The organism is Cryobacterium sp. TMB1-7 (assembly GCF_004402435.1).
GTDB classification, from domain to species: domain Bacteria; phylum Actinomycetota; class Actinomycetes; order Actinomycetales; family Microbacteriaceae; genus Cryobacterium; species Cryobacterium zongtaii.
Genome location: NZ_SOFZ01000007.1, coordinates 263,560 through 288,457, shown reverse-complemented (window position 1 = coordinate 288,457; position 24,898 = coordinate 263,560). Strand labels below are relative to the sequence as shown.

Below are 24,898 nucleotides of genomic sequence, written 5' to 3'. Positions count from 1 at the left end.
CGTGACCACATCATCCGCTGGAAGCGCTCCACGCCGGAGCCGTGCCCCGCTCGCCATCACGGCAGCGATCATTGCGGGGCTGGTGATCTTGTTCTTCATCTTCGCCGGGCTCTATGCCGACGTGTTGTGGTTCGACCAGCTCGGCTTCCTCAGCGTGCTGACCACGCAATGGATCGCCAGCGCGGTTCTGTTCGTCATCGGGTTCCTCGGCATGGCCGTGCCGGTCTGGGTGAGCATTCAGCTCGCCTACAGGCTGCGCCCGGTCTACGCCAAGCTGAACTCGCAGGTCGATCGTTACCAGCAGGTCATCGAGCCGCTGCGCCGGCTCGCGATGTACGGCATCCCCGCCCTGCTCGGCCTCTTCGCCGGTGTCGCCGCCGCGACCCACTGGCAGACGATCCTGATGTGGCTCAACCGCACCGAGGCGGGCACCACCGACCCGCAGTTCGGCTTCGACGTGTCGTTCTACCTCTTCGACCTGCCGTTCTACCAGTCGCTGCTGGCCTTCAGCTCCGCCGTCGTGCTCATCTCCGCGCTGGTCGCTCTCGCAACCTCCTACCTGTACGGCGCCATCCGCGTCACCGGCCGTGAGGTCTTCGTGGCCAAGGCCGCCCGCGTGCAGATCGCCATCACCGCCGCGGTCTACCTACTGCTGCAGGGTGTCAGCATCTGGCTGGACCAGTACTCCACCCTCACGCAGTCGAACGACCTGATCACCGGCGCCGGTTACACCGACGTCAGCGCCACCATTCCCGGGCGTGCAATCCTGGCCGGCATCGCGGTCTTCGTGGCCATCCTCTTCATCGTCACGGCCTTCATCGGTCGTTGGCGCCTGCCGGTGATCGGCACCGCGTTGCTGATCGTGAGCAGCCTGCTGATCGGTTCGCTCTACCCCTGGGTCGTGCAGCGCTTCCAGGTGGACCCGAGCGCGAAGACCCTCGAAGCGCCGTATATCCAGCGCAACATCGACCTCACCCGCGATGCCTACGGCGTCGCCGATGTGGAAGAGATCCCCTACACCGCCACCACCGAGGCCACGCCAGGCGCCCTGCGCGAGGACGCGGAGACCACTGCCAACATTCGCATCCTCGACCCAGCCCTGGTCAGCGACGCGTTCGCCCAGCTCGAGCAGTTCAAGCAGTACTACCAGTTCCCGTCCAAGCTCGACGTGGACCGCTACACGATCGACGGCAAGTCCCAGGACACCGTGGTGTCGGTTCGTGACCTCAACCTCAACGGCCTGAGCAGCGAGACCTGGGTCAACTCATCGGTCGTCTACACGCACGGCTACGGCGTCGTCGCCGCCTACGGCAACCAGCGTTCGGCCGACGGCCAGCCGGTGTTCCTGGAGAACGGCATCCCCACGTCGGGAGCGCTCGGCGAGTTCGAGCCGCGGGTGTACTTCGGCGAGACCTCACCGACCTACTCGATCGTCGGCGCCCCTGAGGGCACCGACCCCATCGAACTGGACTATCCGTCCGGCGAGGACGGCGCCCAGCAGACCTACACCACCTTCACCGGTGACGGCGGTCCCAGCCTGAACGGCCCGTTCAACAAGCTGATCTACGCACTCAAGTTCCAGTCCGAGCAGATCTTCCTGGCCAACGCCGTCAACGACGAGTCCCAGATCCTCTACGACCGCGACCCGATCACCCGCGTGCAGAAGGTCGCCCCGTACCTCACGCTCGACTCCGACCCGTACCCGACCGTCGTCGACGGACGCATCAAGTGGGTTGTGGACGCGTACACGACCTCGGCCAGCTACCCGTACTCCACCGCGGTCAGCCTGAGCGACGCCATCGCCGACACCGAGACGCCCGAACAGCCGTTCGCGCTGGACAACATCAACTACATGCGCAACTCCGTCAAGGCGACCGTGGATGCCTACGACGGCTCCGTGACCCTGTACGCCTGGGATGAAGAAGACCCGCTGCTGCAGACCTGGCAGAAGATCTTCCCGTCGACTGTCGAGCCGATGAGCGAGATGACCGGCGACATGATGAGCCACGTGCGTTACCCGGCCGACATGTTCAAGGTGCAGCGCGCGGTCCTGGGCAAGTACCACGTGACCGACCCCGGTTCGTTCTACTCCGAAGACGATGCCTGGACCACACCGAACGACCCCGTGTCGCCGAGCACCAACACCACCCTGCAGCCGCCGTACTACCTGACGATGCAGATGCCCGGCCAGGATGCGCCGTCGTACTCGCTGTACTCGACCTTCATCCCCAACGCGTCCGGTGAAACCAGCCGGAACGTCCTGACGGGGTACCTTGCCGCCGACGCGGATGCGGGTGCCACCGACGGGGAACGGGCGGAGGGTTACGGCAAGCTGCGCCTGTTGACCTTGCCGAACGACATCACGGTGCCCGGTCCCGGCCAGGTGCAGGCCAAGTTCAACGGTGATCCCACGATCTCCGCCGAGCTCAACCTGCTCAAGCAGGGCCAGTCCAGCGTGCTCAACGGAAACCTGCTGACGCTGCCCGTCGGTGGCGGTCTGCTCTACGTGCAGCCCGTCTACGTGCAGTCCACCGGTGAGACCAGCTACCCGCTGCTGCAGAAGGTCCTGGTGGCCTTCGGTGACCAGATCGCCTTCGAGGACACACTCGATAACGCACTCAACGTGCTCTTCGGCGGTGAGTCCGGGGCCAACGCCGGCGACACCGACGTGCCGGCCGTGGAAACGCCCGCCCCGGGCGAGGCTCCCGTCGACGGAGGCACAGCCCCGTCGACAACGACCGGTGACCCGGCGACGGATGCTCAGATCAGGTCGCTCCTCGCGGAAGCCAAGCTGGCCGTGACCGAGAAGCAGGCGGCCCTGACGTCGGGTGACTTCTCCGCTTATGGGGTTGCCGACAAGAAGCTGAATGATGCGGTCGCCGAGCTGCTGGTGCTGCTCGACCAGCAGTAGCGTGTAGTTAGCCGCCTCATCCATGCGCGGGTGGTGCGCCGGGGAAACCCGGTCGCACCACCCGCGTTTTGTCTGTGCCGGGTGCGACGCGCCCGGGCGGCGTCCCCGATTCGAGGGCCTTGGGTAACTGTGGTAACTTAGTTCTTGTAGCGCGGGGTGGAGCAGTTCGGTAGCTCGCTGGGCTCATAACCCAGAGGTCGTAGGTTCAAATCCTGCCCCCGCAACTAAAACAAAAGTCCCGGTCTCGAAAGAGACCGGGACTTTTGCGTTAACCGCCTGACAGGCCGGCCAGCGCCGGAATGCCGATCGGCTCCACCGCCAGAAGCGGCACGATAGCGGTGCGGGCGGCGTACCGGGTGCGGACCGCGTCGATCTCGGGCAGCTCGTTGGCCGCCCGGCGCTTCAGCAGCGCCGAGGTCGGTGACGCCGCCGCGATCGAGTTGTTCACGATCCACGCCCACGGTTCGATGCCGGCACGCCTCAGGTCCTCCTGCAAGCCGGCGGCCTCGAGCACCGGAGTGGTCTCGGCCAGGGTCACCAGCAGTACCTTGGTCTGGGCCGGATCCTGCAGCTTCATCATCGGGGTGACGAAGTGCATCGAGGTGCCCATCTGGCGGGCGATCTCCCGGTGATAGGACCCCGCCGCGTCGAGCAGTAGCAGGGTGTGCCCGGTCGGGGCGGTGTCGAGCACCACGAATTTGTTCTTGGCCTCCCGGGTCACCTTGGAGAAGGCCTGGAAAACAGCGATCTCTTCGGTGCACGGCGATCGCAGGTCTTCGCGCAGCATGGCCAGGCCCTGTTCGTCGAGGCGGCTGCCCTTGGTGGTCAGGACGTGCTCGGTGTAGCGCTCGATCTCCACGGCCGGGTCGATGCGGGAGACCTCGAGGTTGGTGAGTTCGCCGGCGAGGGTGTCGGTCAGGTGCGCGGCGGGGTCTGTTGTGGTGAGGTGCACGGCGAAGCCGCGTTCGGCCAGGGCGACGGCGACGGCAGCCGCCATAGTGGTCTTTCCCACGCCGCCCTTGCCCATCAGCATCACCAGCCCGTGGCCGTCGGCGGCGATCTGGTCCACCAGAACCTCAAGGCCGGCATCCCCGAGTTGCCCCGCACCGGACGAACTGCCCAGGTGTGCGGGGGCAACTTGTCCGGACGTGGGCAGCTCGGCGGCGGGCTCGGGGCTCACAGAGCTGCCGTCGTGGGGGAGGAGGCCGCGGAGGGCGGGCAGGCCCACCATGTTCGTGGCCATCAGCGGCAGGTAATCGGTGGGCAGCGCGACCAGCACGGGGTCGCGGGCGTCGAGCGCCCGCTGTTCCCGCAGGCGGATGGCGGCCGCCAGTGGGTCGTCAGCCCCCGCGGGGGGCCCCGTTGCGGGTGAGGGCAGTTCGGCATCCGGGCCCGGCAGCACACCGTTGATCACCAGGTGCTGCCGGTCCATGCCGATCGCGGCCAGCTCGGTGTGGGTGCGGGCGGCCTCGGCCAGGGTGGAATGCTGGGCGCGGGAGACGAGCACCAGACGGGTGCGCTCGGGGTCGCCGAGTGCCGCCACGGCCTGCGCGTATACCGCGCGTTGCTTCTCCAGGCCGGACAGCGGGCCCAGACACGACGGGTCGCCCTTGCCCGCGGTGAGGAACTCGGTCCAGTCGCCGGGCAGCTGCAGCAGCCGGATGGTGTGCCCGGTCGGTGCGGTGTCGAAGACGATGTGGTCGTACGCGGCGGCCCAGGCGGCATCCGTGAGCAGGTCGGTGAACTCGTTGAACGAGGCGATCTCGGTGGTGCAGGCGCCGGAGAGCTGCTCCTCGATCGAGGCGACCTCCGCGGCGGGCAGCAGGCCACGCACCGGGCCCACAATGCGTTCGCGGTACTGCTGAACGGCCTGCTCCGGGTCGATCTCCAGCGCGACAAGCCCGGGCACGGCGTCGATCTGAGTCACGGTGTTGCCGATGCTGACGCCGAACACCTGGCCGACGTTCGAGGCCGGGTCGGTGCTGACCAGCAGCACGGATGCGCCGCCCTCGGCCAGCCGGATCGCGCTTGCGCAGGCGATCGAGGTCTTGCCGACGCCGCCCTTGCCGGTGAAGAACAGGAACCGTGGGGCATCCGCCAGGAAGGCGGTGGAGCTGCGGGTGCCGGTGTCGAGAAGGATGTCGGTGCCGACGGTCATCAGCAGCAGCCTTCGCCGCCGCCGCCGCCGCAGCAGCCGTCAGCGGAGGCACCGGGCTGGGCGGCACTGAGCAGCGACGGCCGGTCTTCGGCCGCGGGGGCGCCCAGGCCGGCCCACTTGGCCAACTCGGGGCGGGACGGGTACCGGCCGGTGAGCACGGTGGCGCCGTCGACCATCGTGACGGGAAGACCTTCCTGGCCAACCGTGTGCAGGAAACTGCGCATGGTCTCGTTCTCGGCGAACGCCAGGGGCTCCTGGGCGAGGTTGAACCGGCGCACGCTGCCGCCGGCCGAGGTCGCCCAGTCGATGTCGGCCGACACCGTCACGAGCTGCTGGTCGACGTCGACACCACAAATGCCAGTGCCGCAGCACAGGCCGGGTTCGAAGATCTGGATGGACGTCATGGGAGCCTCGGTATCCGCCGGGCGATGCGACACGGTGTCGAGCGCATCCGGCCATCCCAGCATATCGACGTGCATCGATTTACACCATTGCCGACCGGCGCCGGGAGTGGGTGAACGGGAGGTGAATGGCGCGTGAGCGGCTCAAGACAATTTCTGCACTGGTGCCGCAGCCGGCGTGAATCGTCTATATTGACAGATGTCGATCAATCACCAGCCGAAGGAATCCCCATGTCTGACCTCAGCGCAGGTACGTCCGCCGCCAAGCCCACAGTTCTGTTCGTCTGCGTGCACAATGCCGGCCGGTCCCAGATGGCCGCCGGATACCTGACGGCGCTCTCCGGAGGTCGCGTCGAGGTGCTCTCGGCCGGTTCCGAGCCGAAGGACCAGATCAACCCCGTCGCCATCGAGGCCATGGCTGAAGACGGCATCGACATTGCACACAACGTGCCCAAAATTCTCACGACCGAGGCCGTCAAAGACTCCGACGTCGTGATCACCATGGGCTGCGGCGATGCCTGCCCGATCTTCCCCGGCAAGCGCTATGAGGACTGGGAGCTGGCCGACCCGGCCGGTCAGGGCATCGAATCGGTGCGCCCGATCCGTGACGACATCAAGGCTCGCATCGAGAAGCTGCTCGCCGAGATCCTTCCAGTCACCGCCTGACCACCCGACACTCGACAAGGCGAAGAAAATGGATGTTTCGGACCGTCGCCCCCTTCCCGGTCTCACCTTCCCGGAGGCGTACCTGCACCGTCTTTCCGACGAGCTCTCGCTCAAGTTCTCCGGTATCTTCGGCCTCGAGACCGTGGAACGATACGTGCTCGAGTCGTACACCAGCCTCCTGCGCGGATCGACGGTGCGCGCACACGTCGCCGCTCGCACGGTTCGGTTCGCCACGGACCGGCTCACCGCGCTCGCCCAGGCCAAGGGCGCGATTGCCCGGGACGTCCCCGAGGTGCTCTTCGTCTGCGAGCAGAATGCGGGCCGGTCCCAGATGGCCGCCGTACTCACCGCGCACCTCTCCGGCGGGCGCGTTCACGTACGCAGCGCCGGCTCGATGCCCTCCGGTGAGATCCACGCCACCGTGATCGCCGCCATGGCTGAAATCGGCCTGGACCTGGGCGAAGAGTTTCCCAAGCCCCTCACCGACGACGTGGTGCAGGCCGCCGACGTCGTGGTGACCATGGGTTGCGGCGACGCCTGCCCGGTCTACCCGGGCAAGCGCTACCAGGACTGGGAGCTGGCCGACCCGGCCGGACAATCGCTGGAAGCCGTGCGTGACATCCGGGACGACATCCGCGCCCACGTCGTCACGCTGCTGACCAGTGTCGGTGTGGAACCCCACTCCCTCCCGGCCTGATCAGACCCGGCTCGCAGCTCAGCCGCCTTGTCGTGGCGCCAGGAATTCGGCTAGTCCGCGTTCGGGGCGTCTTTGTGCTTCGTGAGTTCGGCTCGATCGTCGGCGGAGGACTGACGATCGCTCTTGGCGTGGGAGCGGTCCAGCGCTGCTGCTCGCCGTTCTCCGTGGCCTGAATATATTTCGCTGGTGTCCAAAAAGGCCTCGAGGTCGGCGGCTTCGGCACGCTTGTCAGACTCGACATCGCGGATGTCGGCCTCATCGTCCCGTCGGTGTGCGTCCACCAGGATCTTTTCGATCTTCTGATCCTGGGCGGCTTGGCTGGAGGTTCGAGCCTCGTCCTGCTCGTCCTGCTCGTCCTGAGGGATGCGGGCTGAATCGGGTCCAGCAGCGTCAGCGTTGCCGTGCGGAGTGTCAGTTGGGTTGCCCACAGTGTCCATCTAACACCAATGGGTGGTGAGGAGCGACGGGCGACCGCGACCGCCGGCACCGTTCTCGCAACACAGAACGGCCCCGCACGAGAGTGCGGGGCCGTTGTGGTGGTGCAGGTCGAACGGTTGTTGCTGTGACGCGTGGAGCCTACTTGCCGGCCTTGCGGGCGGGCTTCTTGGCGTCCTCGGTCGGAGCGGCAACCACTGCACCGGTCTCGTGCGCGGCGTCAACCACGGCTGCGCGTCCGGCGCGAACCTCGGCGAACGACGTGCCGTAGTACGCGGCTTCCATGAGGGTCTTCATGTCCTCGAGCATCGGCATCCGCGGGTTGGCGGGTGCGCACTGGTCGCCGTAGGCGCCCATGGCGAGCGAGTCGAGGCGGCTGATGAAGTCCTCTTCCGGCACACCCTGTGCCTGGAAGGACGGCTTGATGCCGACCTGGTCGCGCAGCTTCTCGACGGCCTTGGCGTAGGACTCGACGCCCTCGGCCGGGGTGGAGGCCGGGAGGCCGAGGTGCTTCGCGATTTCCTGGAAGCGCTCCGGGGCGATGTAGTGCTCGTACTTGGGCCAGCTGGTCAGCTTGGTCGGTACGGTGCCGTTGTACCGGATCACGTGCGGCAGGTAGGTCGCGTTGACCCGGCCGTGGATCAGGTGCAGCTGCGCGCCGGTGACGTGAGCCATGGCGTGGACTATGCCCAGGAAGGCGTTACCGAATGCCATACCGGAGATCGATGCGGCGTTGTGCATCTTCTCGCGAGCCTTGATCACGGCGTCATCGGTGCTGCCGATGGTGCCCTTGACGCTGGTCTCGATGTTCTCGAAGATCAGCTTGATCGCGTGCAGGCAGAGGCCGTCGGTGAAGTCGTTCGCGTACACCGAGACATACGCCTCAGTGGCGTGGGTCAGGGCGTCGAAGCCGGAGTCTGCGGCGAGGAACGACGGCATCATGGCCGTGAGCACGGGGTCGATGATCGCGACGGACGGGATCAGCGCGTAGTCGGCCAGCGGGTACTTGACGCCGGTGACGTCGTCGGTGATGACGGCGAACGGGGTCATCTCGCTACCGGTGCCCGAGGTGGTCGGGATGCAGACCAGCTTGGCGAGCTCACCGAGGTCGGGGAACTTGAACGCGCGCTTGCGCACGTCGAAGAACTTTTCCTTCATGTCGGCGAAGTCGATTTCGGGGTGTTCGTACAGCAGCCACATGACCTTGGCGGCGTCCATCGGCGAACCGCCACCGAGGGCGATGATGGTGTCCGGCTTGAAGGCGCGCATTTCCTCTGCGCCCTTCTCGACGGCGGCAACGGTGGGCTCGGGGAGCACGTTGTCGATGATCTGCAGGGCAACGCGGCCCTCACGGCGGTTGAGCACGTCGAGGATCTTGTCGACGAAGCCCAGGCGGGTCATGGTCGAGTCGGTGACGATGGTGACCCGGGTGACGTCGCGCATGTCGGCCAGGTAACGGATGGCGTTCGGCTCGAAGTAGGTCTTCGCGGGGATCTTGAACCACTGCAAGTTGTTGTTCCTCCGGCCGATGCGCTTGATGTTGATCAGGTTGATCGCCGAGACGTTGTTCGAGACGGAGTTGTGTCCGTACGAACCACAGCCGAGCGTGAGCGAGGGGATGAACGCGTTGTAAATGTCACCGATGCCACCGAGCGAGCTGGGGGCGTTGGTGATGATGCGGACAGCCTTGACGCGCTTGCCGAATTCTTCGATGATCGCGGGGTTTTCGCTGTGGATCGAGCCCGAGTGGCCCAGTCCGTCGAATTCCACCATCTGCTCGGAGAGCGAGATGCCCTCTTCGGCGTCCTTGGCGTGCATGACGGCGAGCACCGGTGCCAGCTTTTCGCGGGTCATCGGCTCGTGCGGTCCGACTCCGGACACCTCGACCAGGATGATCGACGTTTCTTCGGGGACGCTGAAGCCGGCCTGCTGTGCGATCCACACCGGCGACTTGCCGACGACGTTCGGGTTCAGCTTGGCGCCGGCGCAGTTCTCCGAGTTGGCCTGCACGCCGAAGATGAACTCTTCGAGGAGGGCCTTCTCTTCTGCGTTGGTGCGGTAGGCGTGCAGGATCTTGAACTCGGCCATGGCCTCGTTGTAGAGGGGCTCTTCGATGATGACGGCCTGCTCGGAAGCGCAGATCATGCCGTAGTCGAAGGCCTTCGAGAGCACGACGTCGTTGACGGCACGCTTGAGCTTGGCGCTCTTCTCGATGAAGGCGGGCACGTTGCCGGCGCCGACGCCCAGGGCGGGCTTGCCGCAGGAGTACGCGGCGCGGACCATGGCGTTTCCACCGGTCGCGAGGATGAGTGCCACACCGGGGTGGTTCATCAGCAGGGTGGAGGCCTCGAGGGACGGCTGTTCGATCCACTGGATGCAGTTGGCGGGTGCGCCTGCTGCGATGGCGGCGTCGCGGACGACGCGGGCGGCGGCTGCGGAGGACTCCTGCGCGGCGGGGTGGAAGCCGAAGATGATGGGGTTGCGGGTCTTGAGCGCGATGAGCGACTTGAAGATCGCGGTGGACGTACAGTTCGTGACCGGGGTGATGCCACAGATGACGCCGACGGGCTCGGCGATCTCGGTGATGCCGGTGAGCTCGTCGCGGCTGATGATGCCCACGGTCTTGAGGTTCTGCATGCTGTTGGTGACGTGCTCGCACGCGAAGAGGTTCTTCACGGCCTTGTCTTCGAAGACTCCACGGCCGGTCTCAGCGACGGCGTGCACGGCGAGCGTGGCGTGCTGGGACAGCGCGGCGACGGAGGCCTTCTTGACGATGTAGTCGATCTGTTCCTGGGTGAAGTCCGCGTAGTCCTTCAGCGCGACGTTGCCGGCGGCAACCAGGGTGTCGATCTTCGTAGCTATGGGAGTGGCGACTGGTTGGTCTGTGATCGTCATAGTTTTCCTCCTGGACAACCCGATCTGGGATCTTTGTCTCTGGTTCAAACATAGGCTGCCGGAACGCCCAAAACACGGGCCAAAGGTCCCACGTGCACTGCCTTTCGGCGCCCGTTCAGCATCCGTTCGCCCTGCACCGCAACTGTGCCCCGTTCGGACAATTGCGCCCGGTGCGCCGGACGCAGTTGTCCGGTTCGGGAACAGTTGCGAGCGAGGGGGCGGCCGGGGCGCTGGTCAGCCGGCCAGGCCGCGCACGGCGGCGACGGCCTCGCGCACCCGGGTGGCTGCCTCGGTCAGCTCCGCGGCGGTGGTGGTGGCCGACAGGGTGAACCGCACAGCGGTCTGGGCGAGATCGGCGGGAATGCCCAGGGCCGTGAGCACGTGTGACGCCTCGTCGCTGCCGGCGGCACAGGCCGACCCGCTCGAGCAGACGATATCGTGGCGTTCGAGCTCGAGCAGCACGGCCTCGCCGCCGGTGCCTGCGAAGGTGAACGAAGCATGGCCGGGCAGCCGGTGCAGCGGGTCCCCGGTCAGCGCCGCGCCGGGGGTGCTCTTCAGGACCGCTGCGACGAAACCGTCGCGGAGCACGGTCAGGGCGGGCGCGAGCTCCCGCCGTTCGGCCTCGGCCAGGTCGAGGGCCACGGCGAGCCCCACGGCCCCGGCCACGTTCTCGGTGCCGCTGCGCCGGCCGCGCTCCTGGCCGCCGCCGTGCAGCACCGGTTCGACCTGCAGGCGACCGCGCAGGTACAGCGCGCCGACGCCCTGGGGCGCGCCGAGCTTGTGTCCGGAGATGCTCAGCGCGTCGACGCCGAGGTCGACGACGTTCAGCTCCAGCCAGCCGGCGGCCTGCACGGCGTCGGTGTGGAACGGTACACCGGCCGCGCGGGCGATGGCGGCGAGTTCCCGGATGGGCTGCACGGTGCCGATCTCGTTGTTGGCGTAGTGCACGGTGACGAGGGTGGAGTCGGGCCGAAGAACCCTGGCGAGCTCGGCGGGATCGACCCGGCCGGAGGCATCCGTGGTCAGCAGGGTGATCTCGAAGCCGTGCAGCCGGCGCAGATAGTCGCAGGACTCGAGCACGGCCTCGTGCTCGAGGGCGGTGCTAACGATGTGCCGGCCGCGCGGGGAGCCCAGGGCGAGGCCCTTCACCGCGAGGTTGGCGGCCTCGGTGCCGCCGCCGGTGAGAGTGATCTCGCCGGGCCGGCAGCCGAGCACCCCGGCGATGCGGGCGCGGGCGGCCTTCAGCGTGGCGGCCGCGGCCTCACCCACCCGGTGGTGGCTGGACGGGTTGCCGAAGCCGCGGGTCATGACCGGCCAGATGGCTTCGGCGACCTCGCGGCGCAGCGGCGTCGTCGCGGCGTTGTCCAGGTAGATCATGGCTGCTCCGGGTTCGGGGAAGGGGTGGTCAATCCTCGGTGAGGATCACCACGTCCAGGCCCAGGTCGAGCGAGCGAACGCTGTGGGTGAGGGCGCCCACCGAGATGACGTCGACGCCGGACTCCGCGATGCGTCTGACGGTGTCGAGCGAGACGCCGCCGCTGGCCTCCACGATGGCCCGGCCGGCGACCAGGCGCACGCCCTCGCGGAGGCTGTCGGCGTCGAAATTGTCGAGCATGATGGTATCGATGCCGGCCGCGAGCACGGGTTCGATCTGCTCGAGGGTGTCCACCTCGACCTCGAAGTGGGTGGTGTGCGAGAGCTTGGCGCGTACGGCCAGCAGCGCCTCGGTGAGGCCGATGCCGCCGGCGCTCAGCACAGCAAGGTGGTTGTCCTTGGCCATCACGGCGTCGGAGAGGCTGAACCGGTGGTTGTGGCCGCCACCGTCGCGCACGGCCTGGCGTTCGAACGCGCGCAGGCCGGGTGTGGTTTTGCGGGTGTCGACGATGCGGGCCGCGGTGCCGGCGGTCTCAGACACGTACCGGGCGGTGAGGGCGGCGATGCCGCTCATCCGCTGCACGAAGTTCAGTCCGATCCGTTCGGCCTGCAGGATGCCGCGGGCCGGGCCGGACGCCTCGGCGAGCAGGTCGCCCGCAGCGAAGGCGGCGCCGTCGGTGACGTGGAGGTGCACCGCGATGCGTGGGTCGACCAGTCGGAACGCCGCAGCGAACACGGCCCCGCCGCTGAACACGCCGGCTTCCCTGGCCACCAGCTGGGCGGTGGCGACGGCGTCGGCGGGGATCAGCATCTCGCTGGTGAGGTCGCCCCACGGGGCGTCCTCGTCGAGGGCGGCCCGCACGACGGTGTCGATGGCGTGTGTGGTCAGCATGCGATGGCCTCCGAAGGCTGCGATGGAACTGTGAGAAGAGGGCGGGTTGACGCCGGGTGCCGGGTGAAGCGCGGCCGGGCGAGTTCCGGGCGGCTGTCTGGGAAGTCAGCGCGGTGGTGGGCGCCGCGGGATTCCTCGCGGGCCAGGGCTGCGGCCACGATCAGGCGGCCGAGGTCGAGCAGGTTGCCCGTCTCGAGCTCGGCGACAGTGGCCCGGCCCCGGTCGACGGCCCGCCACCCGGCCAGGGTCACGGCGGCCCGGGTCAGGCCAGAGCCGGACCTGTGCACTCCGGCGGCCTCCCAGAGCAGCTCCTGCAGGGTGCTGCGCTCGACGAGCGTGCCGGCCTCATCCGGGTCGCTGCCGAGTTCGGCAACTGCCTCGAGGTCGTCGAACAGCGGCGGTAGCTGCTCCTCAGCGTCGAGCGCGCGCACGGCCCGATCGGCGAAGACAGCGGCTTCGAGCAACGAGTTGGATGCCAGCCGGTTCGCGCCGTGCGCTCCGGTGCGGGCCACCTCACCCACCGCGTAGAGGCCGGCCAGCGAGGTGCGGCCCCAGCCGTCGGTGGCGACTCCGCCCATCCAGTAGTGCGCGGCCGGAGCGACCGGAATCGGTTGCACCGCCCAGTCCAGCCCGGCGGCGCGGCAGGCGGCCGTGATGGTGGGGAACCGGCTCTCGAGCAGGTCACGGCCGAGCCCGGTGGCGTCCAGCAGCACCGGGGCGCCGCCCTGCTTTTTCATCTGGGCGGCGATGCTGCGCGCCACGATGTCGCGGGGCGCGAGCTCGGCATCCGGGTGGATGGCCGGCATGAACCGTTCACCGGTGCTGGTGAGCAGCACGGCGCCCTCGCCGCGAACGGCCTCCGACACCAGCGGGGTGCCGGGCACCGCGAGCGCGGTCGGGTGGAACTGGTAGAACTCGACGTCGGCGACGGCAGCGCCGGCCCGCCAGGCGGCGGCGACACCGTCGCCGGTGGCGATGGCCGGGTTGGTCGTGTGCCGGTACAACGCTCCCGCACCTCCGGTGGCGAGGATCACGGCGTCGGCGGCGACCGCGTGCTGGGTGCCGTCCGGCCCGAGCAGCATCGCGCCGGTCACCCGGACCGTGCCGGGGCCGTCGGTCACGATCAGGTCGACGAGCATGGTGTGTTCGTGGATGGTGATCTGGTCGCCGCCGAGGGCGTGGGCGCGCTTGGCCCGCTCCTGCACCGTGGCCACCAGGGCGGTCTCGATGGCGGCGCCGGTGGCGTCGCCGCCGGCGTGCAACACCCTGGACCTGGAGTGCGCGGCCTCGAGCCCACGGGTGATGCCCGATTCGTCGCGGTCGAAATCGACGCCGAACCGGATCAGGTCGCGCACCCGGGCCGGGCCTTCCTCGCAGAGCACCCGCACGGCAGCGGGGTCGCAGAGTCCGGCGCCGGCGCGCAGGGTGTCGAGGATGTGCGCGTCGGTGGAGTCGTCGGGGAACAACGCCGCGGCGATGCCGCCCTGGGCGTAGCGGGTGTTGCTGTCGGAAAGGGCGGCCTTGGTCACCAGGGTCACCCGGTGGCCGGCATCGGTTGCCCGCACCGCGGCGATCAGCCCGGCGAGGCCGCTGCCGACGACCAGCACGCGCGTCATGGTCAGGCTCCGGTCACGACGGGGGCGACGGGACCGGCGGCGGGCGGCTTGGCGGCGAGCATCCGTTCGAGCGCCACCCTGGCGTGCCCGGCGACGTCGTCGGCGACCGTGATGCGGTTGAGCACCTCTGCCGGCACGCCGTCGCCGCCCACGAGAGCCTCGAGTACCCAGGCCAGGTAGCCGGAGTGGATGCGGTACATGGTGGAGCACGGGCAGACGACAGGGTCGAGGCAGAAGATGGTGTGCTGCGGGTACTGGGCGGCGAGGCGCTGCACGAGGTTGATCTCGGTGCCGATCGCGAACGTCGACCCGGCCGGTGCGGCCGCGATGGCCTTGGCGATGTAGTCGGTGGAACCGTATTCATCTGCCGCATCCACGACCGCCATCGGGCACTCGGGGTGCACGATCACGCGCACGCCCGGGTGCTCAACGCGGGCAGTCTCGATCTGCTCGACGGTGAAGCGGCGGTGCACGCTGCAGAAGCCGTGCCAGAGGATCACCTGCGAGTTCTCGAGTTCGGCCTCGGTGTTGCCGCCGAGGGCCTTGCGCGGGTTCCACATCGGCATCCGCTCGAGGGGAACGCCCATGGCCTTGGCGGTATTGCGGCCCAAGTGCTGGTCGGGGAAGAACAGCACCCGCTGGCCGCGCTCGAAGGCCCACTTCAGCACGGTCTCGGCGTTCGAGGAGGTGCAGACAATACCGCCGTGCTCGCCGCAGAAGCCCTTGAGCGCCGCGGAGGAGTTCATGTAGGTGACCGGGATCACCGGGACGCGCCCGTCGGCATCCGGTTCGGTGCCGTAGAGCTCTTCGAGCTGTTCCCAGCACTCGGTGACGGAGTCGATGTCGGCCATGTCGGCCATCGAGCAACCGGCGGCGAGGTTGGGCAGGATCACGGCCTGCTCGGGGCGGGAGAGCAGGTCGGCGGTCTCGGCCATGAAGTGCACGCCGCAGAAGACGATGGCTTCGGCATCCGGCCGGCTCTGGGTGGCCACGGCGAGCTGGAAGGAGTCGCCGATGAAGTCGGCGTGCTGCAGCACCTCTTCGCGCTGGTAGAAGTGGCCGAGCACCACAACACGGTCGCCCAGGGTGGCCTTGGCAGCGCGGATCCAGTCGCCCAGTTCGCCGTTGGATGCCGTGCGGTAGCGCGCGGGCAGCTCGCCCTGGCGGGGGGATCCGGTGGGGATGACGTCGCCCATCGAGGAGCCGGGCCCGTAGCCGGGGGCCTTGTCGTCGAAGTACCACGGGTCGACGGCGAGGTCGGGGGTGCAGGTGCTGCCCGTGCTCTTGCCCGTGCTGATCAGACGGATGGTGCGGTCGACCGATGCGATGGTCATGTCGTGCTCCTCGGGGAGTGCGGGGTGGTTTGGAGGGGAGTTTCGGGCCAGCCGACCGTGGAGCCCAGGGGCCCCTCGGCGATGGAGTGGGAGTCGTTGTAGCGGTAGAGCCGCGGCGGCCGGTGCGGTACCCCGGCCAGGCGGAGCCCGGTGTCGACGACGGTCCCCGTCGACTCGATCATGCGGCGGAAGTTCGCCGGGTCGAGTGCCCGGCGCAGGACCGCCTCGTGTACGTCGCGCAGCTGGGCCAGGGTGAATGTCTCGCCGAGGAAGGCGTGCGCGATGCGGGAGTATTCCACCTTGGTGCGCAGACGCCATAGCGCGTACTCGACGATGTGGTTGTGGTCGAACGCGAGCTCGGGCAGCCGGTCGGCCGGGAACCACTGCACGTTCTCATCGACGGCGGCGAGGTCGGCCTCGGTGGACTGCACCAGAGCCCAGTACACGATCGAGACGACGCGGCTGCCCGGGGAACGGCTGAGATCGCCGAAGGTGTACAGCTGCTCGAGGTACTTGGGGGAGAGTCCGGTGGTTTCCCGCAGGGTGCTGGCCGCGGCGGTGGAGAGCTCCTCCTCGGGCGGCAGCCAGCCACCCGGCAGCGCCCACAGGCCCAGGTACGGGTCCCTGGTGCGACGGACCAGGGGAAGCCAGAGCGTCATGAAGCCGGACTCGACGTCGGGCCGGAGCGCGAAAATGACCGTCGAAACCGCAAGCACAGGCGGGTGTAGATCGGTCATCGGGCATCCCTCGAGTAAAGGTCAATATGACTCTAACGTGAGGTCCATCATATAGTCATCGTGACCAGAAGTCACACCCCGGGCTCACGGCATCGTCAACCTCGTCATTTCGATGAGGATGGTGCGGTTGATCGTGCGGGACGACACGATGGAGAAACCCGCCTCGCGGAGCACGGCAAGGTCGGTTCCGGTCGCCGTTCCCCGGCTCCCGACATTCTGCAGGAGCCAGACTCTGTCGGTTGCAGCCAGCCGGAAGGCGGCCACCTCGAGCGGGAGTGTGCGGTCCCACAGCCCGTCGGTGTTCTCGAACGACTCGTCGCGGGTGATGTCGTTCAGCCCGACGAACGCCGCCGGATAGAGGTGCCCGGCCAGGCGCGGGCGCCGCGATGGCCTGGTGCTCTCGTCAAAGACGACGGCATCGCGTGGTCGGGCCTCTGCGCGCAGGATGTCGGCCGTCTGGCGCCAGTCGCTGCCGTGGTCCTTCGCGAAGTCCGAGCGTTGCGCGAGATAGCCGGGCGCCGCGAGGGTCACCACGAGCAGCAGGGCAATCGCCCGAGCCCAGAACGGCCGAAGCCCCACGATGCCCACGGCCATCAGGATGGCGGCCGCCGGCGCGCAGATCGAAAGGTAGCGATAGGCGTACATCGGCGTGATCAGGTGGGTGCCGATCAGCAGGGTGGTACTCGGCACGACCAGCCAGGCCAGCAGGACGACCAGTTCGGCCCGCGGCACCCGCCCGGGCCCGGCGTTCACGCCGACGCCCTGGAACCGGGGGACGAACGCGGTCAGGCAGCCGACCGCGATCAACAGCCAGGCGAGGGCGGCCAGGGCCGGAGTGTCGAACCACTGCTGGACGGCGGCGTCGAGCGGGCTGGCCTGTGCGCGTCGGGCCAGGAAGGCGATCTGGTCACGCTGGGTGTGGGCCAGGATGATGATCGGTGAGGCCACCGCCAGCGCGGCGCCCACCCCGCCGGCCCACGTCAGCACGGTGACGCGTGGGCTGTGCCGGGTCAGCAGAGTCACCACGAGCCCGTGCACCGGCACCAGCAGCGCGATGTAAACGAACACGGCGATGCCCGCGGCCAGCAGCGCCGCGTAGCCGGCCCAGAGCGCCAGGGTCAGTGTGGCGGTGGTGGGCCTGGACCGCACGATGTGCACGAGGAGCACTGTGCACCACACCGCGATCATGGTGGCCATGGCCGTGGACCGGGCCTCAGCGCCCATATACGTCACTCGGGGGAGCACAGCGAAGACGAGGGCGGCGAACAGGGCGACGCGCGGGTTGACGAGCATCCGGGCCAAGACGGCGGTGCCGGCCGTCGCGGCGCCGATGGACAGGGCGCTGAGTAGTCGGGTAGCGAACTCCGACGCCCCGAACACGTCGATCCAGCCGTGCAGAAGCAGATAGTAGACACCGTGCACGGCATCGACCGTGCCGAGCATCCGAAACAGCGACTGAAGCGACCGCTCGGCGGAGAGCACGCTGGCTGCCTCGTCACCCCAGTAGGACGGCTGCCAGGACCCGGCCACCGACACCAGGAAGCCGACCAGGCCGAGCAGGGCCGCGGTAGCGGCGAAGCCGCGCCGACCGTGTCTCGTCGGCTCCGGGGCCTCGACGAGCGGAGAGGCGAGAACAGTCGTCACCTCCAGACCCTAGAACCCTCCAACGTTTACCGACGAGGGGCCTCGGTGACCTGGAAGGTTCCCAAAGTGCCGCTAGGGAACGTGCCGCGGCAGCCGGATCTCGACTGCGAGTCCGCTGCCGGTGTTGCGCAGCAGGACCGTGCCGTTGGCGCGCTCGACGATGGCGTGCACAATGGCCAGACCCAGGCCCGATCCGCCGGAGCTGCTTGACCGGGCGTTGTCCGGCCTGGAGAATCTGTCGAACGCCAGCGGAATGAAATCCTCCGGCAGGCCGGGGCCGGTGTCGATCACGGTGATCAGCGCGCCGGAGCCTGAGCGGGAGAGTGACACGGTGACGCCGCCGTGGCCCGCCATCGCCGTGACGGCGTTCGAGATGAGGTTGTCGAGGAGCTGGCCCATATTCGTGGCCGAGACGCCGTAGCGACCCTCCGGGTCGTCATCGTCGATGCGGTAGACGACCTCGAGTTCGTGGCCGTCCCGCACCACCCGCGCCCGGTCGACCGACGCCGTGATCTCGTCGACCAGACCGGTCCAGTCCGTCTCGGGCGGCGACTGCACACTCTCCAGCTTGCTCAGCTCGAGCAGATTGGTTGCCAGCCGGCTCAGGCGTCCGGCTGTTGCCGATGCGTCTCGGATGTCGCGCTCGAGAGCAGGGGCATCGCCGGAGTCGAGGTGGGCCAGCTCAAGCTGCGCCTGAAGTACCGCGAGCGGGGTGCGCAGTTCGTGACTCGCATCCGACACGATCTGTTTTTCGCGGTCCACGCCGCGCCGGAGCCGCTTGATGAAGTCGTTGAGGGTTCGGGCGAGCTCGCTCACCTCGTCCTTGCCGGCTGGAACCCGCAGCTGCGCCGAGGAGCCCGTCGTGCTCAGACTCTCGGCTTCCTCACGCAGGCGGGTCACCGGGCGAAGCGCCGCGCCGGTGAGCAGCCAGGAGGCCAGTCCGAACCCGGCGGTGAGGATCACCGTGCCCAGCACGAGCACCCCGGTGAGCTCATCGAGCAGCAGGGTGGGGGCCTGCTGGCTGCGGGCGGCTATGACGAGCCAGTCGCCCGAATCCGAGCTCACCGGCGTCGCCGAGACCAGGTAGGTGGCGGCGGGGGTGGTCACGGTCTGCGGTTCGGCGCCCAATTCGATCAGGGCGTCGAGCTGCCGGTCCAGGCTGCGCGGCAGCGACGACTTCCGTACCGTCCCGGTCGGGTCGACGATGGCCAGCAGCTGGCCCTCGCTCGGGCTCTGGATGGCCTCGGCGGGGTTCGTCGCGAGCTGACCCAGCAGGGACTCGGCGTCGTTGCGCAGCATGGTCTCGTTCGAATCGGTGAGAATCGATTGCACCTCGAGGCGGACGAAGAATGCGGCGGTGCTGAACAACAGGGTCGCGACGAGGAGGCTTCCCAAGGTGATGCGCGCGCGGATCGACAGCGCGGGCAACCAGATGCCCCGGGGGCCACTCACCGGGAGGGCCGCCTCATCCGGCGAGCTCCACGGCGTAACCGGTGCCTCGCACGGTGACGATGCGCACGCCCGCGGCATCGGTATCGATCTTGCGGCGCAGATAGCTGATGTACTGGTCGACGATGTTGGGGTCGATGTGGTTCGTGCCGTTCCAGATCTCTTCGAGAATGGTGGTGCGGTCGACCGTGGTGCCGGCCCTGCTGCAGAGCAGTCGAAGCAACGCCACCTCTTTGGGGCTCATCGACACCGCACGCCCGGCCACGGTCACCCGCAGGTCGCGGGAGTCCAGCACTATGTTGCCGATCTCCACCGTGGTCGGGGCGCCCATCGACCGGCGGCGCAGCAGGGCACGCACCCTGGCGGAGAGCTCGGCGAACGCAAACGGCTTGGTGAGGTAATCGTCGGCTCCGCTGTCCAGGCCGAAAACCCTGTCGTCGACGGTGTCGCGTGCGGTCAGCAGTAGCACGGGCATGGTGTTGCCCGACTCGCGGATGCGGCGGCAGATCTCAAAACCCGACATCTGGGGCAGCATCACATCGATGGCGGCCAGGCCGAAGCCGTCCCCATTGAGGGCGATGAGTGCGTCGACCCCGGTGGAGACCCGCACCGTCTCGTACCCCTCGGCCTGCAGTCCGCGTTCGATGAGGGCACCCATCTGGTCATCGTCCTCCACGACCAAGATCTTCATCCGTCACCCTTCGCTCGCACCAGGGTCTCATGCTGGCACGTTGCGTGACGCTTCGCTCGCGACCTGCCGACGGCAAGCTGGGAAGCCGCCGCTAGGCTGACGACATGGTGGATGCGCGCGCGAGCGACGAACTCGGGGTGGCCGTGGCGCAGTTCGCGCCCGGCGCTGATCAGGCGGCGAATCTGGCCGCGATGCGCTCGCTGGCCGGTACCGCCGTGGCGCGCGGGGCGGGCATCGTGGTGTTCCCCGAGTATTCGTCGTTTTTCGAGAGCCGGTTGGGTGACGCATCCGTTGCCGCCGCCGAAGCGCTCGACGGACCGTTTGTGACCGCGCTAGGTCACCTGGCCGCCGATCTGGGCGTGCACATCGTGGCCGGCATGCTCGAGCGCACCGACGACCCCCACCGGGTGCAGAACACTCTCGTCGCCGTCGACCCCGCCGGGCTGGTCGTGGCGCGGTACCGCAAGCTGCACCTCTACGACGCGTTCGGGTCACGGGAATCCGACAGGGTGCTTGCCGGTGTCATCGAAGCGCCGGAGACCTTCGTCGTTGCCGGTCTCACGGTGGGCCTGCAGACCTGCTACGACATCAGATTCCCCGAGGTCACCCGCCGTCTTGTCGATGCCGGCGCCGACCTTGTGCTCGTCCCCGCGGAGTGGGTGCGCGGACCGCTCAAGGAGCAGCACTGGCGCACTCTGGTCACGGCGCGCGCACTCGAGAACACCGTCTATCTCGCGGCGGCCGACCATGCGCCGCCAAGCGGCGTCGGCGCGAGCATGGTGGTCGACCCGATGGGTGTTGAGCTGGTCACGATCGGGGAAACGACGGATGTGGCCGTCGGCTGGATCTCCCCTGCCCGGCTTGCCGAGGTGCGACGGGTCAACCCCGCCGTTGCCCTGCGCCGCTTCGGCACGGTGCCGCTCTAAGCGCTCATTCCGGCGCGGCCACCGACGACTTCGGCAACGCGGAGGCCGACTTCACCGCGAACGACACATCCATCCCACCCGCGTGATTGGAATCGATGGCGCGTTCTTCGCTGGTGGCGATCAGCCCTTGCGAGCTGTTGGCCGAGCGCGTCAACTGTGCGATCCACTCCGGGTTGAGAGTCGGGGTGTGGCCGCCGGTGAACTTGAAGTACAGCGGTATCGCCGGATTCATCCATGCCGAACTGCGTCCGTCGCCGACCTCGATGGCGTTGCGCCAGGAGAAAAGGAAGCTCTCGCCGCGGCGGAGTTTCTGCACGATCACGACTTGCAGATGTGTCAGGATCCTGTCGTCGAATTCAACGACGACCCGGTCGTAGGACAGGGTGCCCATGAGTTTTCACGTTCACTTCCAGATTGGCCACGCTCGGTGCCGGGAACGGGTGAAAGCGATGATGGGGCACTGACAGAAGAACCGGAGGATCCCTCAACTCTCCTCTGCTGCCCGGCAAAGCGCAAGGAATTCGGGCGAATGCAGAGCCGTGAGCGTGTCGACCGGACGTTCGACGTGGCCGAAGTGGCCGGTGCCGGTGAGTACCGTGACCTCGAGGTCGGCGATCACTCGGGTCAGGCGCCGGTCGTCGTCGTCGCCGACGAAGACATCACGGTCGCCGTGCACCGACCGCACCGGGCACTCGATGCGGGCCCAGGACGCCTCGGCGTTGTAACGACCGGCCCGGCCGGCGGCCAGGGTGAACGAGCGTGGCCGCGTCTCGGCGGCCAAAGCGGACAGTACGCTCCGGTCGACCCGGCGGACGTTGCTGAACAACGGAGCCACCGCGGGGCGCAGCAAGCCCAGCCGATTCAGCCCGGCTGCCAGACCGCGGCCGGCCGCGCCGCACGCCGAGAGAACCCTCATCACGCCGAGCAGGGCCGTGAAGCCGGGCAGCACGGCGAACCGGGACAACGGATGCCGCACGCTGTCGATGACACCGAACGTCGTCGCGGACACCAGCCCGACAAAGGTCGTCTGCCCGGGTCTGCTCGCCGCGAGCTCGAGGGCGACGAACCCGCCCAGCGAGTGCCCGATTACACGCCAACGCCGATACCCCAGGGCGCGCGCGATCTCGGCTACGGCGGCGGCAAGGGATTCAATGGTCTCAGCGTCTTCGTCGATTGCCAGGGGAGTGTCGCCCCAGCCGGGCAGGTCCGGGATGATCAGGTTCTCGAGCGGGGGCGCGGGCAACCGGTCCGCAGCGCGGATCAGCGGCGTCCAGGTGGTCCACGATCCGGCCGCACCGTGCAGCAGGATCGTCGCGGTGCCGGTGGAGCCAGTCGCTGTTCGCCGACCATGCCGCACCGCGACCGGACCGAGGGGTGTGTCGATCAGGCTCGTGCTCAGGCCCAGTCGGCCGGAGTCGTGTGACAGCGCAAACGGGCAGTAGCCCAGGTCGGTGTCGAAACCTGCCGGGACGGCGGTGGCGGTGCTCATAACAGGGGTTCGGTACGGCCGGCGGCCCGGATTGGCGGCCGGCCAAGCCTGAGTTCCGGCTGATCATTTGCCGCGGCCGGAATACCCTGCCCGGTCGCAGAGTTTGCTGAACGGGACGCGTGTTCGACAACGGCGGCACAGCCGCATCCACTGCGTCCCCATCCCACAGATATAAGGAGCACCACGTGAGTCTTTTCACCCCGCTGAACCTCGGCGCCCTCGAACTGCCCAACCGAATGGTCATGGCACCGTTGACCCGGATGCGGTCAGGGGTCGACGGCATCCCGGGTGCGCTCAACATCGAGCACTATCGCCAGCGGGCCACCCTCGGCTTGATCGTGTCAGAGGGTGTCTACCCCGATAAGGCCGGCCAGGGCTTCCCAGGCCAGCCGGGCCTGGTCACCACGGAACAGATCGCCGGCTGGGCCAAGGTCGCCGACGCCGTGCACGCCTCCGGTGGCCGCATCGTGGCCCAGGTCATGCACGCCGGTCGGGTTTCCCATCCCGAGATCACCGGAGGGCTCCAGATCGTCGCCCCCAGCGCCATCGCCATCCAGGGCGAGAGCCACACCTACAAGGGCAAGCTGCCCTACCCGGTGCCGCGCGCACTGACCGGCGAGGACCTGCCCGGCATCATCGACGGCTTCGTGCAGGCGTCCCGCAACGCTGTCGCGGCCGGCCTCGACGGAGTTGAAATCCACTCCGCCAACGGGTACCTGCTGCACGAATTCCTCTCGCCGGCCTCCAATCAGCGCGATGACATCTATGGCGGCTCCGCCGAGAACCGGGCCCGGTTCGTGATCGAGGTCGTGACGGCCGTCGCCGCGGCGATCGGCGCCGACAGGGTGGGCATCCGCATTTCGCCCCAGCACAACATCCAGGATGCCGTCGAGACCGACGACGCCGACGTCCTGGCCACCTACGGTGCGCTGGTCGACGGCCTGGCGCCGCTGGGACTGGCCTACCTCAGCGTTCTGAACCGCGACCCCGCGGGCGAGCTGGTGCGCACGCTGCGCAGCCGGTTCGGCGGCCCGCTGCTGGTCAACACCGGTTTCAGCGCCGTGACCACCCGCGAGGAGGCCATCGCCCTGCTCGACGACGGTCTCGGCGACGGTGTCGTCGTCGGTCGTGCCGTGATCGCCAACCCCGACCTCGTGCGCCGCTGGCTGGAGAACCTGCCGGTCAACGAGCCCAACCCGGCCACGTTCTACGGCCCGGATGCCGTCGGGTACACCGATTACCCGGCCTACGCGAGCTAGCCTCTCCCGCGGCGCGCCCGCGCGCTGAGACCGAACGGCCCCCTGCTGCAGGGGGCCGTTTTGTGCGCCGAGAGGTGACTACAGGTGGGCGAGACGCGCGGCGGCGTCCTCGAGCACGTCGACGCGCTTGCAGAACGCGAACCGGACGAGCGACGCGTACTGCGCCTTGTGCTCGGGCAGGCAGAACGCCGAGATCGGGATCCCGACCACCCCGGCCAGATCGGGCAGCGCGCGGCAGAACTCGACGGCGTCGGGATGGCCGAGGGGCGCGGCATCCGCCACGATGAAATACGAACCCTGCGGCACCGCGAGGGTGAACCCAGCCGCGCCGAGCCCGCCGGCCAGCACATCGCGCTTGGCCTGCAGGTCGGAGGCGATGCCGGAGTAGTAGGCGTCGGGCAGATCGAGTCCGATCGCCGTGGCCGGCTGGAACGGGGCGCCGTTGACATAGGTGAGGAACTGCTTGACGGCGAGGATCGCCGTGACGATGGCCGCCGGGGCGCTCAACCAGCCGATCTTCCAACCCGTCGTGCTGAAGGTCTTGCCGGCGGATGAGATCGTGACGGTGCGCTCACGGGCACCGGGCAGGGTCGCGACCGGCAGGTGGGCGACGCCGAAGGTGAGGTGCTCGTAGACCTCGTCGGTCACGATGAGGGCGTCGTGCTTATGCGCGAGCGCCACGATCAGTTCGAGGGTCTCGCGGGTGAAGACCGTGCCGGTGGGGTTGTGCGGGTTGTTGATCAGGATGATCCGGGTGCGGTCGGTCACGACAGCCGCCAGCTCATCCAGGTCGGGCTGAAAATCGGGGGAGTGCAGCCGCACCGTGTGATGCACGCCGCCGGCCAGGGCGATCAGGCCGCCGTAAGCGTCGTAGAACGGCTCGAAGGTCACCACCTCGTCGCCCGGTTCGAGCAGCGCCAGCAGGGTGGCGGAGAGCGCCTCGGTGGCGCCGGCGGTGACGAGAACCTCGGTGCCGGGGTCGACGGTCAACCCGTAGAAGCGCTGCTGGTGGCGCGCAATCGCCTCGAGCAGCACCGGTGCTCCCCGCCCGGGCGGGTACTGGTTGACGCCGTCGCGGATGGCCTGACGAGCGGCTTCGAGCACGACGGCAGGACCGTCCTCGTCGGGAAAACCCTGACCCAGGTTGATGGCGCCGGTGCGCATGGCGAGCGCGCTCATTTCCGCGAAAATACTGGCCGAGACGGTGCCGTCGGCGGCGAGGAGCCCGGCGCCTCTGGCGGTGCGACGCCAGGCGCCGCCGATCGTCATGTGGTGACCTGCTGCATACCCCAAATTTACGACATCCCGCAGGCCCAACTCACGC

20 protein-coding genes and 1 tRNA gene are annotated in these 24,898 nt (G+C 68.3%); 6 read left to right on the top strand and 15 right to left on the bottom strand.

All coding sequences use genetic code 11. The features are described 5' to 3' along the window. Position 1 precedes the first annotated feature (1 nt). Together E3O60_RS02460 and E3O60_RS02455 are read left to right on the top strand one after the other, a co-directional pair. On the top strand, positions 2-2,911 hold the full coding sequence (locus tag E3O60_RS02460) for a UPF0182 family protein (RefSeq protein WP_174776310.1): 2,910 nt from the start codon (positions 2-4) through the stop codon (positions 2,909-2,911). A gap of 150 nt (positions 2,912-3,061) precedes the next feature. Then, positions 3,062-3,135, top strand: a tRNA-Met gene (locus E3O60_RS02455). 44 nt (positions 3,136-3,179) lie between these two features. Here E3O60_RS02455 and arsA read toward each other — a convergent pair. Together arsA and arsD are read right to left on the bottom strand one after the other, a co-directional pair. Beyond that, positions 3,180-5,069, bottom strand: a complete 1,890-nt coding sequence (arsA, locus tag E3O60_RS02450) for an arsenical pump-driving ATPase (protein ID WP_134497061.1) — start codon at positions 5,067-5,069, stop codon at positions 3,180-3,182. Beyond that, positions 5,069-5,473 carry an arsenite efflux transporter metallochaperone ArsD gene (gene arsD / locus E3O60_RS02445; RefSeq protein WP_088457904.1) on the bottom strand — a complete coding sequence of 135 codons (405 nt, stop codon included), beginning with the start codon at positions 5,471-5,473 and terminating at the stop codon, positions 5,069-5,071. Before arsD ends, arsA begins: the two co-directional genes overlap by 1 nt. Positions 5,474-5,701: 228 nt before the next feature. On the opposite strand from arsD, the gene E3O60_RS02440 reads away from it, so the two are divergent. Both E3O60_RS02440 and E3O60_RS02435 read left to right on the top strand, forming a co-directional pair. Continuing rightward, positions 5,702-6,136 carry an arsenate reductase ArsC gene (locus tag E3O60_RS02440; RefSeq protein WP_088455521.1) on the top strand — a complete coding sequence of 145 codons (435 nt, stop codon included), beginning with the start codon at positions 5,702-5,704 and terminating at the stop codon, positions 6,134-6,136. A gap of 28 nt (positions 6,137-6,164) precedes the next feature. Further along, on the top strand, positions 6,165-6,833 hold the full coding sequence (locus E3O60_RS02435; protein WP_088455522.1) for a phosphatase: 669 nt from the start codon (positions 6,165-6,167) through the stop codon (positions 6,831-6,833). 50 nt (positions 6,834-6,883) lie between these two features. Here E3O60_RS02435 and E3O60_RS02430 read toward each other — a convergent pair whose 3' ends face one another. The 10 genes from E3O60_RS02430 to E3O60_RS02385 all read right to left on the bottom strand — a co-directional run bounded on the left by E3O60_RS02430 (position 6,884) and on the right by E3O60_RS02385 (position 19,900). Then, positions 6,884-7,261 carry a hypothetical protein gene (locus tag E3O60_RS02430; protein ID WP_134497059.1) on the bottom strand — a complete coding sequence of 126 codons (378 nt, stop codon included), beginning with the start codon at positions 7,259-7,261 and terminating at the stop codon, positions 6,884-6,886. A gap of 148 nt (positions 7,262-7,409) precedes the next feature. Continuing rightward, entirely contained in the window at positions 7,410-10,163 is a 2,754-nt protein-coding gene (gene adhE, locus E3O60_RS02425) for a bifunctional acetaldehyde-CoA/alcohol dehydrogenase (RefSeq protein WP_174776223.1), read from the bottom strand. 234 nt (positions 10,164-10,397) lie between these two features. Further along, entirely contained in the window at positions 10,398-11,540 is a 1,143-nt protein-coding gene (locus tag E3O60_RS02420) for a cysteine desulfurase family protein (protein WP_088455524.1), read from the bottom strand. A 28-nt stretch (positions 11,541-11,568) separates the two neighbouring features. Further along, complete coding sequence (gene nadC / locus E3O60_RS02415; protein ID WP_088455525.1) at positions 11,569-12,429, bottom strand: carboxylating nicotinate-nucleotide diphosphorylase; 861 nt, start codon at positions 12,427-12,429, stop codon at positions 11,569-11,571. Then, positions 12,423-14,045, bottom strand: coding sequence for an L-aspartate oxidase (nadB, locus tag E3O60_RS02410; protein WP_088455526.1), 1,623 nt, complete (start codon positions 14,043-14,045; stop codon positions 12,423-12,425). Before nadB ends, nadC begins: the two co-directional genes overlap by 7 nt. A gap of 2 nt (positions 14,046-14,047) precedes the next feature. Further along, positions 14,048-15,379: a quinolinate synthase NadA gene (nadA, locus tag E3O60_RS02405; protein ID WP_088455527.1), complete on the bottom strand. Its 1,332-nt coding sequence runs from the start codon at positions 15,377-15,379 to the stop codon at positions 14,048-14,050. Further along, positions 15,376-16,116, bottom strand: a complete 741-nt coding sequence (locus tag E3O60_RS02400; protein WP_088455528.1) for an NUDIX domain-containing protein — start codon at positions 16,114-16,116, stop codon at positions 15,376-15,378. The genes nadA and E3O60_RS02400 overlap by 4 nt, the downstream gene beginning before the upstream one ends. Positions 16,117-16,200: 84 nt before the next feature. Next, positions 16,201-17,760 (bottom strand): glycosyltransferase family 39 protein, encoded by a 1,560-nt coding sequence (locus tag E3O60_RS02395; protein WP_134497057.1) that lies wholly within the window; start codon positions 17,758-17,760, stop codon positions 16,201-16,203. A gap of 72 nt (positions 17,761-17,832) precedes the next feature. Then, positions 17,833-19,212 (bottom strand): HAMP domain-containing sensor histidine kinase, encoded by a 1,380-nt coding sequence (locus E3O60_RS02390; RefSeq protein ID WP_165788011.1) that lies wholly within the window; start codon positions 19,210-19,212, stop codon positions 17,833-17,835. Between the two features lie 13 nt (positions 19,213-19,225). Further along, positions 19,226-19,900, bottom strand: coding sequence for a response regulator transcription factor (locus E3O60_RS02385; RefSeq protein WP_088455531.1), 675 nt, complete (start codon positions 19,898-19,900; stop codon positions 19,226-19,228). Between the two features lie 104 nt (positions 19,901-20,004). On the opposite strand from E3O60_RS02385, the gene E3O60_RS02380 reads away from it, so the two are divergent. Next, entirely contained in the window at positions 20,005-20,826 is an 822-nt protein-coding gene (locus tag E3O60_RS02380; RefSeq protein ID WP_088455532.1) for a carbon-nitrogen hydrolase family protein, read from the top strand. A 4-nt stretch (positions 20,827-20,830) separates the two neighbouring features. Here E3O60_RS02380 and E3O60_RS02375 read toward each other — a convergent pair whose 3' ends face one another. Both E3O60_RS02375 and E3O60_RS02370 read right to left on the bottom strand, forming a co-directional pair. After that, the gene (locus E3O60_RS02375; RefSeq protein ID WP_240632395.1) at positions 20,831-21,217 is read right to left on the bottom strand and encodes an ATP-dependent DNA ligase; all 387 of its coding nucleotides are present in this window, start codon (positions 21,215-21,217) and stop codon (positions 20,831-20,833) included. Positions 21,218-21,310: 93 nt separating this feature from the next. After that, the gene (locus E3O60_RS02370) at positions 21,311-22,315 is read right to left on the bottom strand and encodes an alpha/beta fold hydrolase (protein ID WP_134497055.1); all 1,005 of its coding nucleotides are present in this window, start codon (positions 22,313-22,315) and stop codon (positions 21,311-21,313) included. Between the two features lie 185 nt (positions 22,316-22,500). Here E3O60_RS02370 and E3O60_RS02365 point away from each other — a divergent pair, with 185 nt between their 5' ends. Next, positions 22,501-23,574 carry an alkene reductase gene (locus tag E3O60_RS02365; RefSeq protein WP_103459576.1) on the top strand — a complete coding sequence of 358 codons (1,074 nt, stop codon included), beginning with the start codon at positions 22,501-22,503 and terminating at the stop codon, positions 23,572-23,574. 78 nt (positions 23,575-23,652) lie between these two features. Here E3O60_RS02365 and E3O60_RS02360 read toward each other — a convergent pair whose 3' ends face one another. Further along, positions 23,653-24,843, bottom strand: coding sequence for an aminotransferase class I/II-fold pyridoxal phosphate-dependent enzyme (locus E3O60_RS02360; protein ID WP_088455535.1), 1,191 nt, complete (start codon positions 24,841-24,843; stop codon positions 23,653-23,655). Between the last annotated feature and the right edge of the window lie 55 nt (positions 24,844-24,898).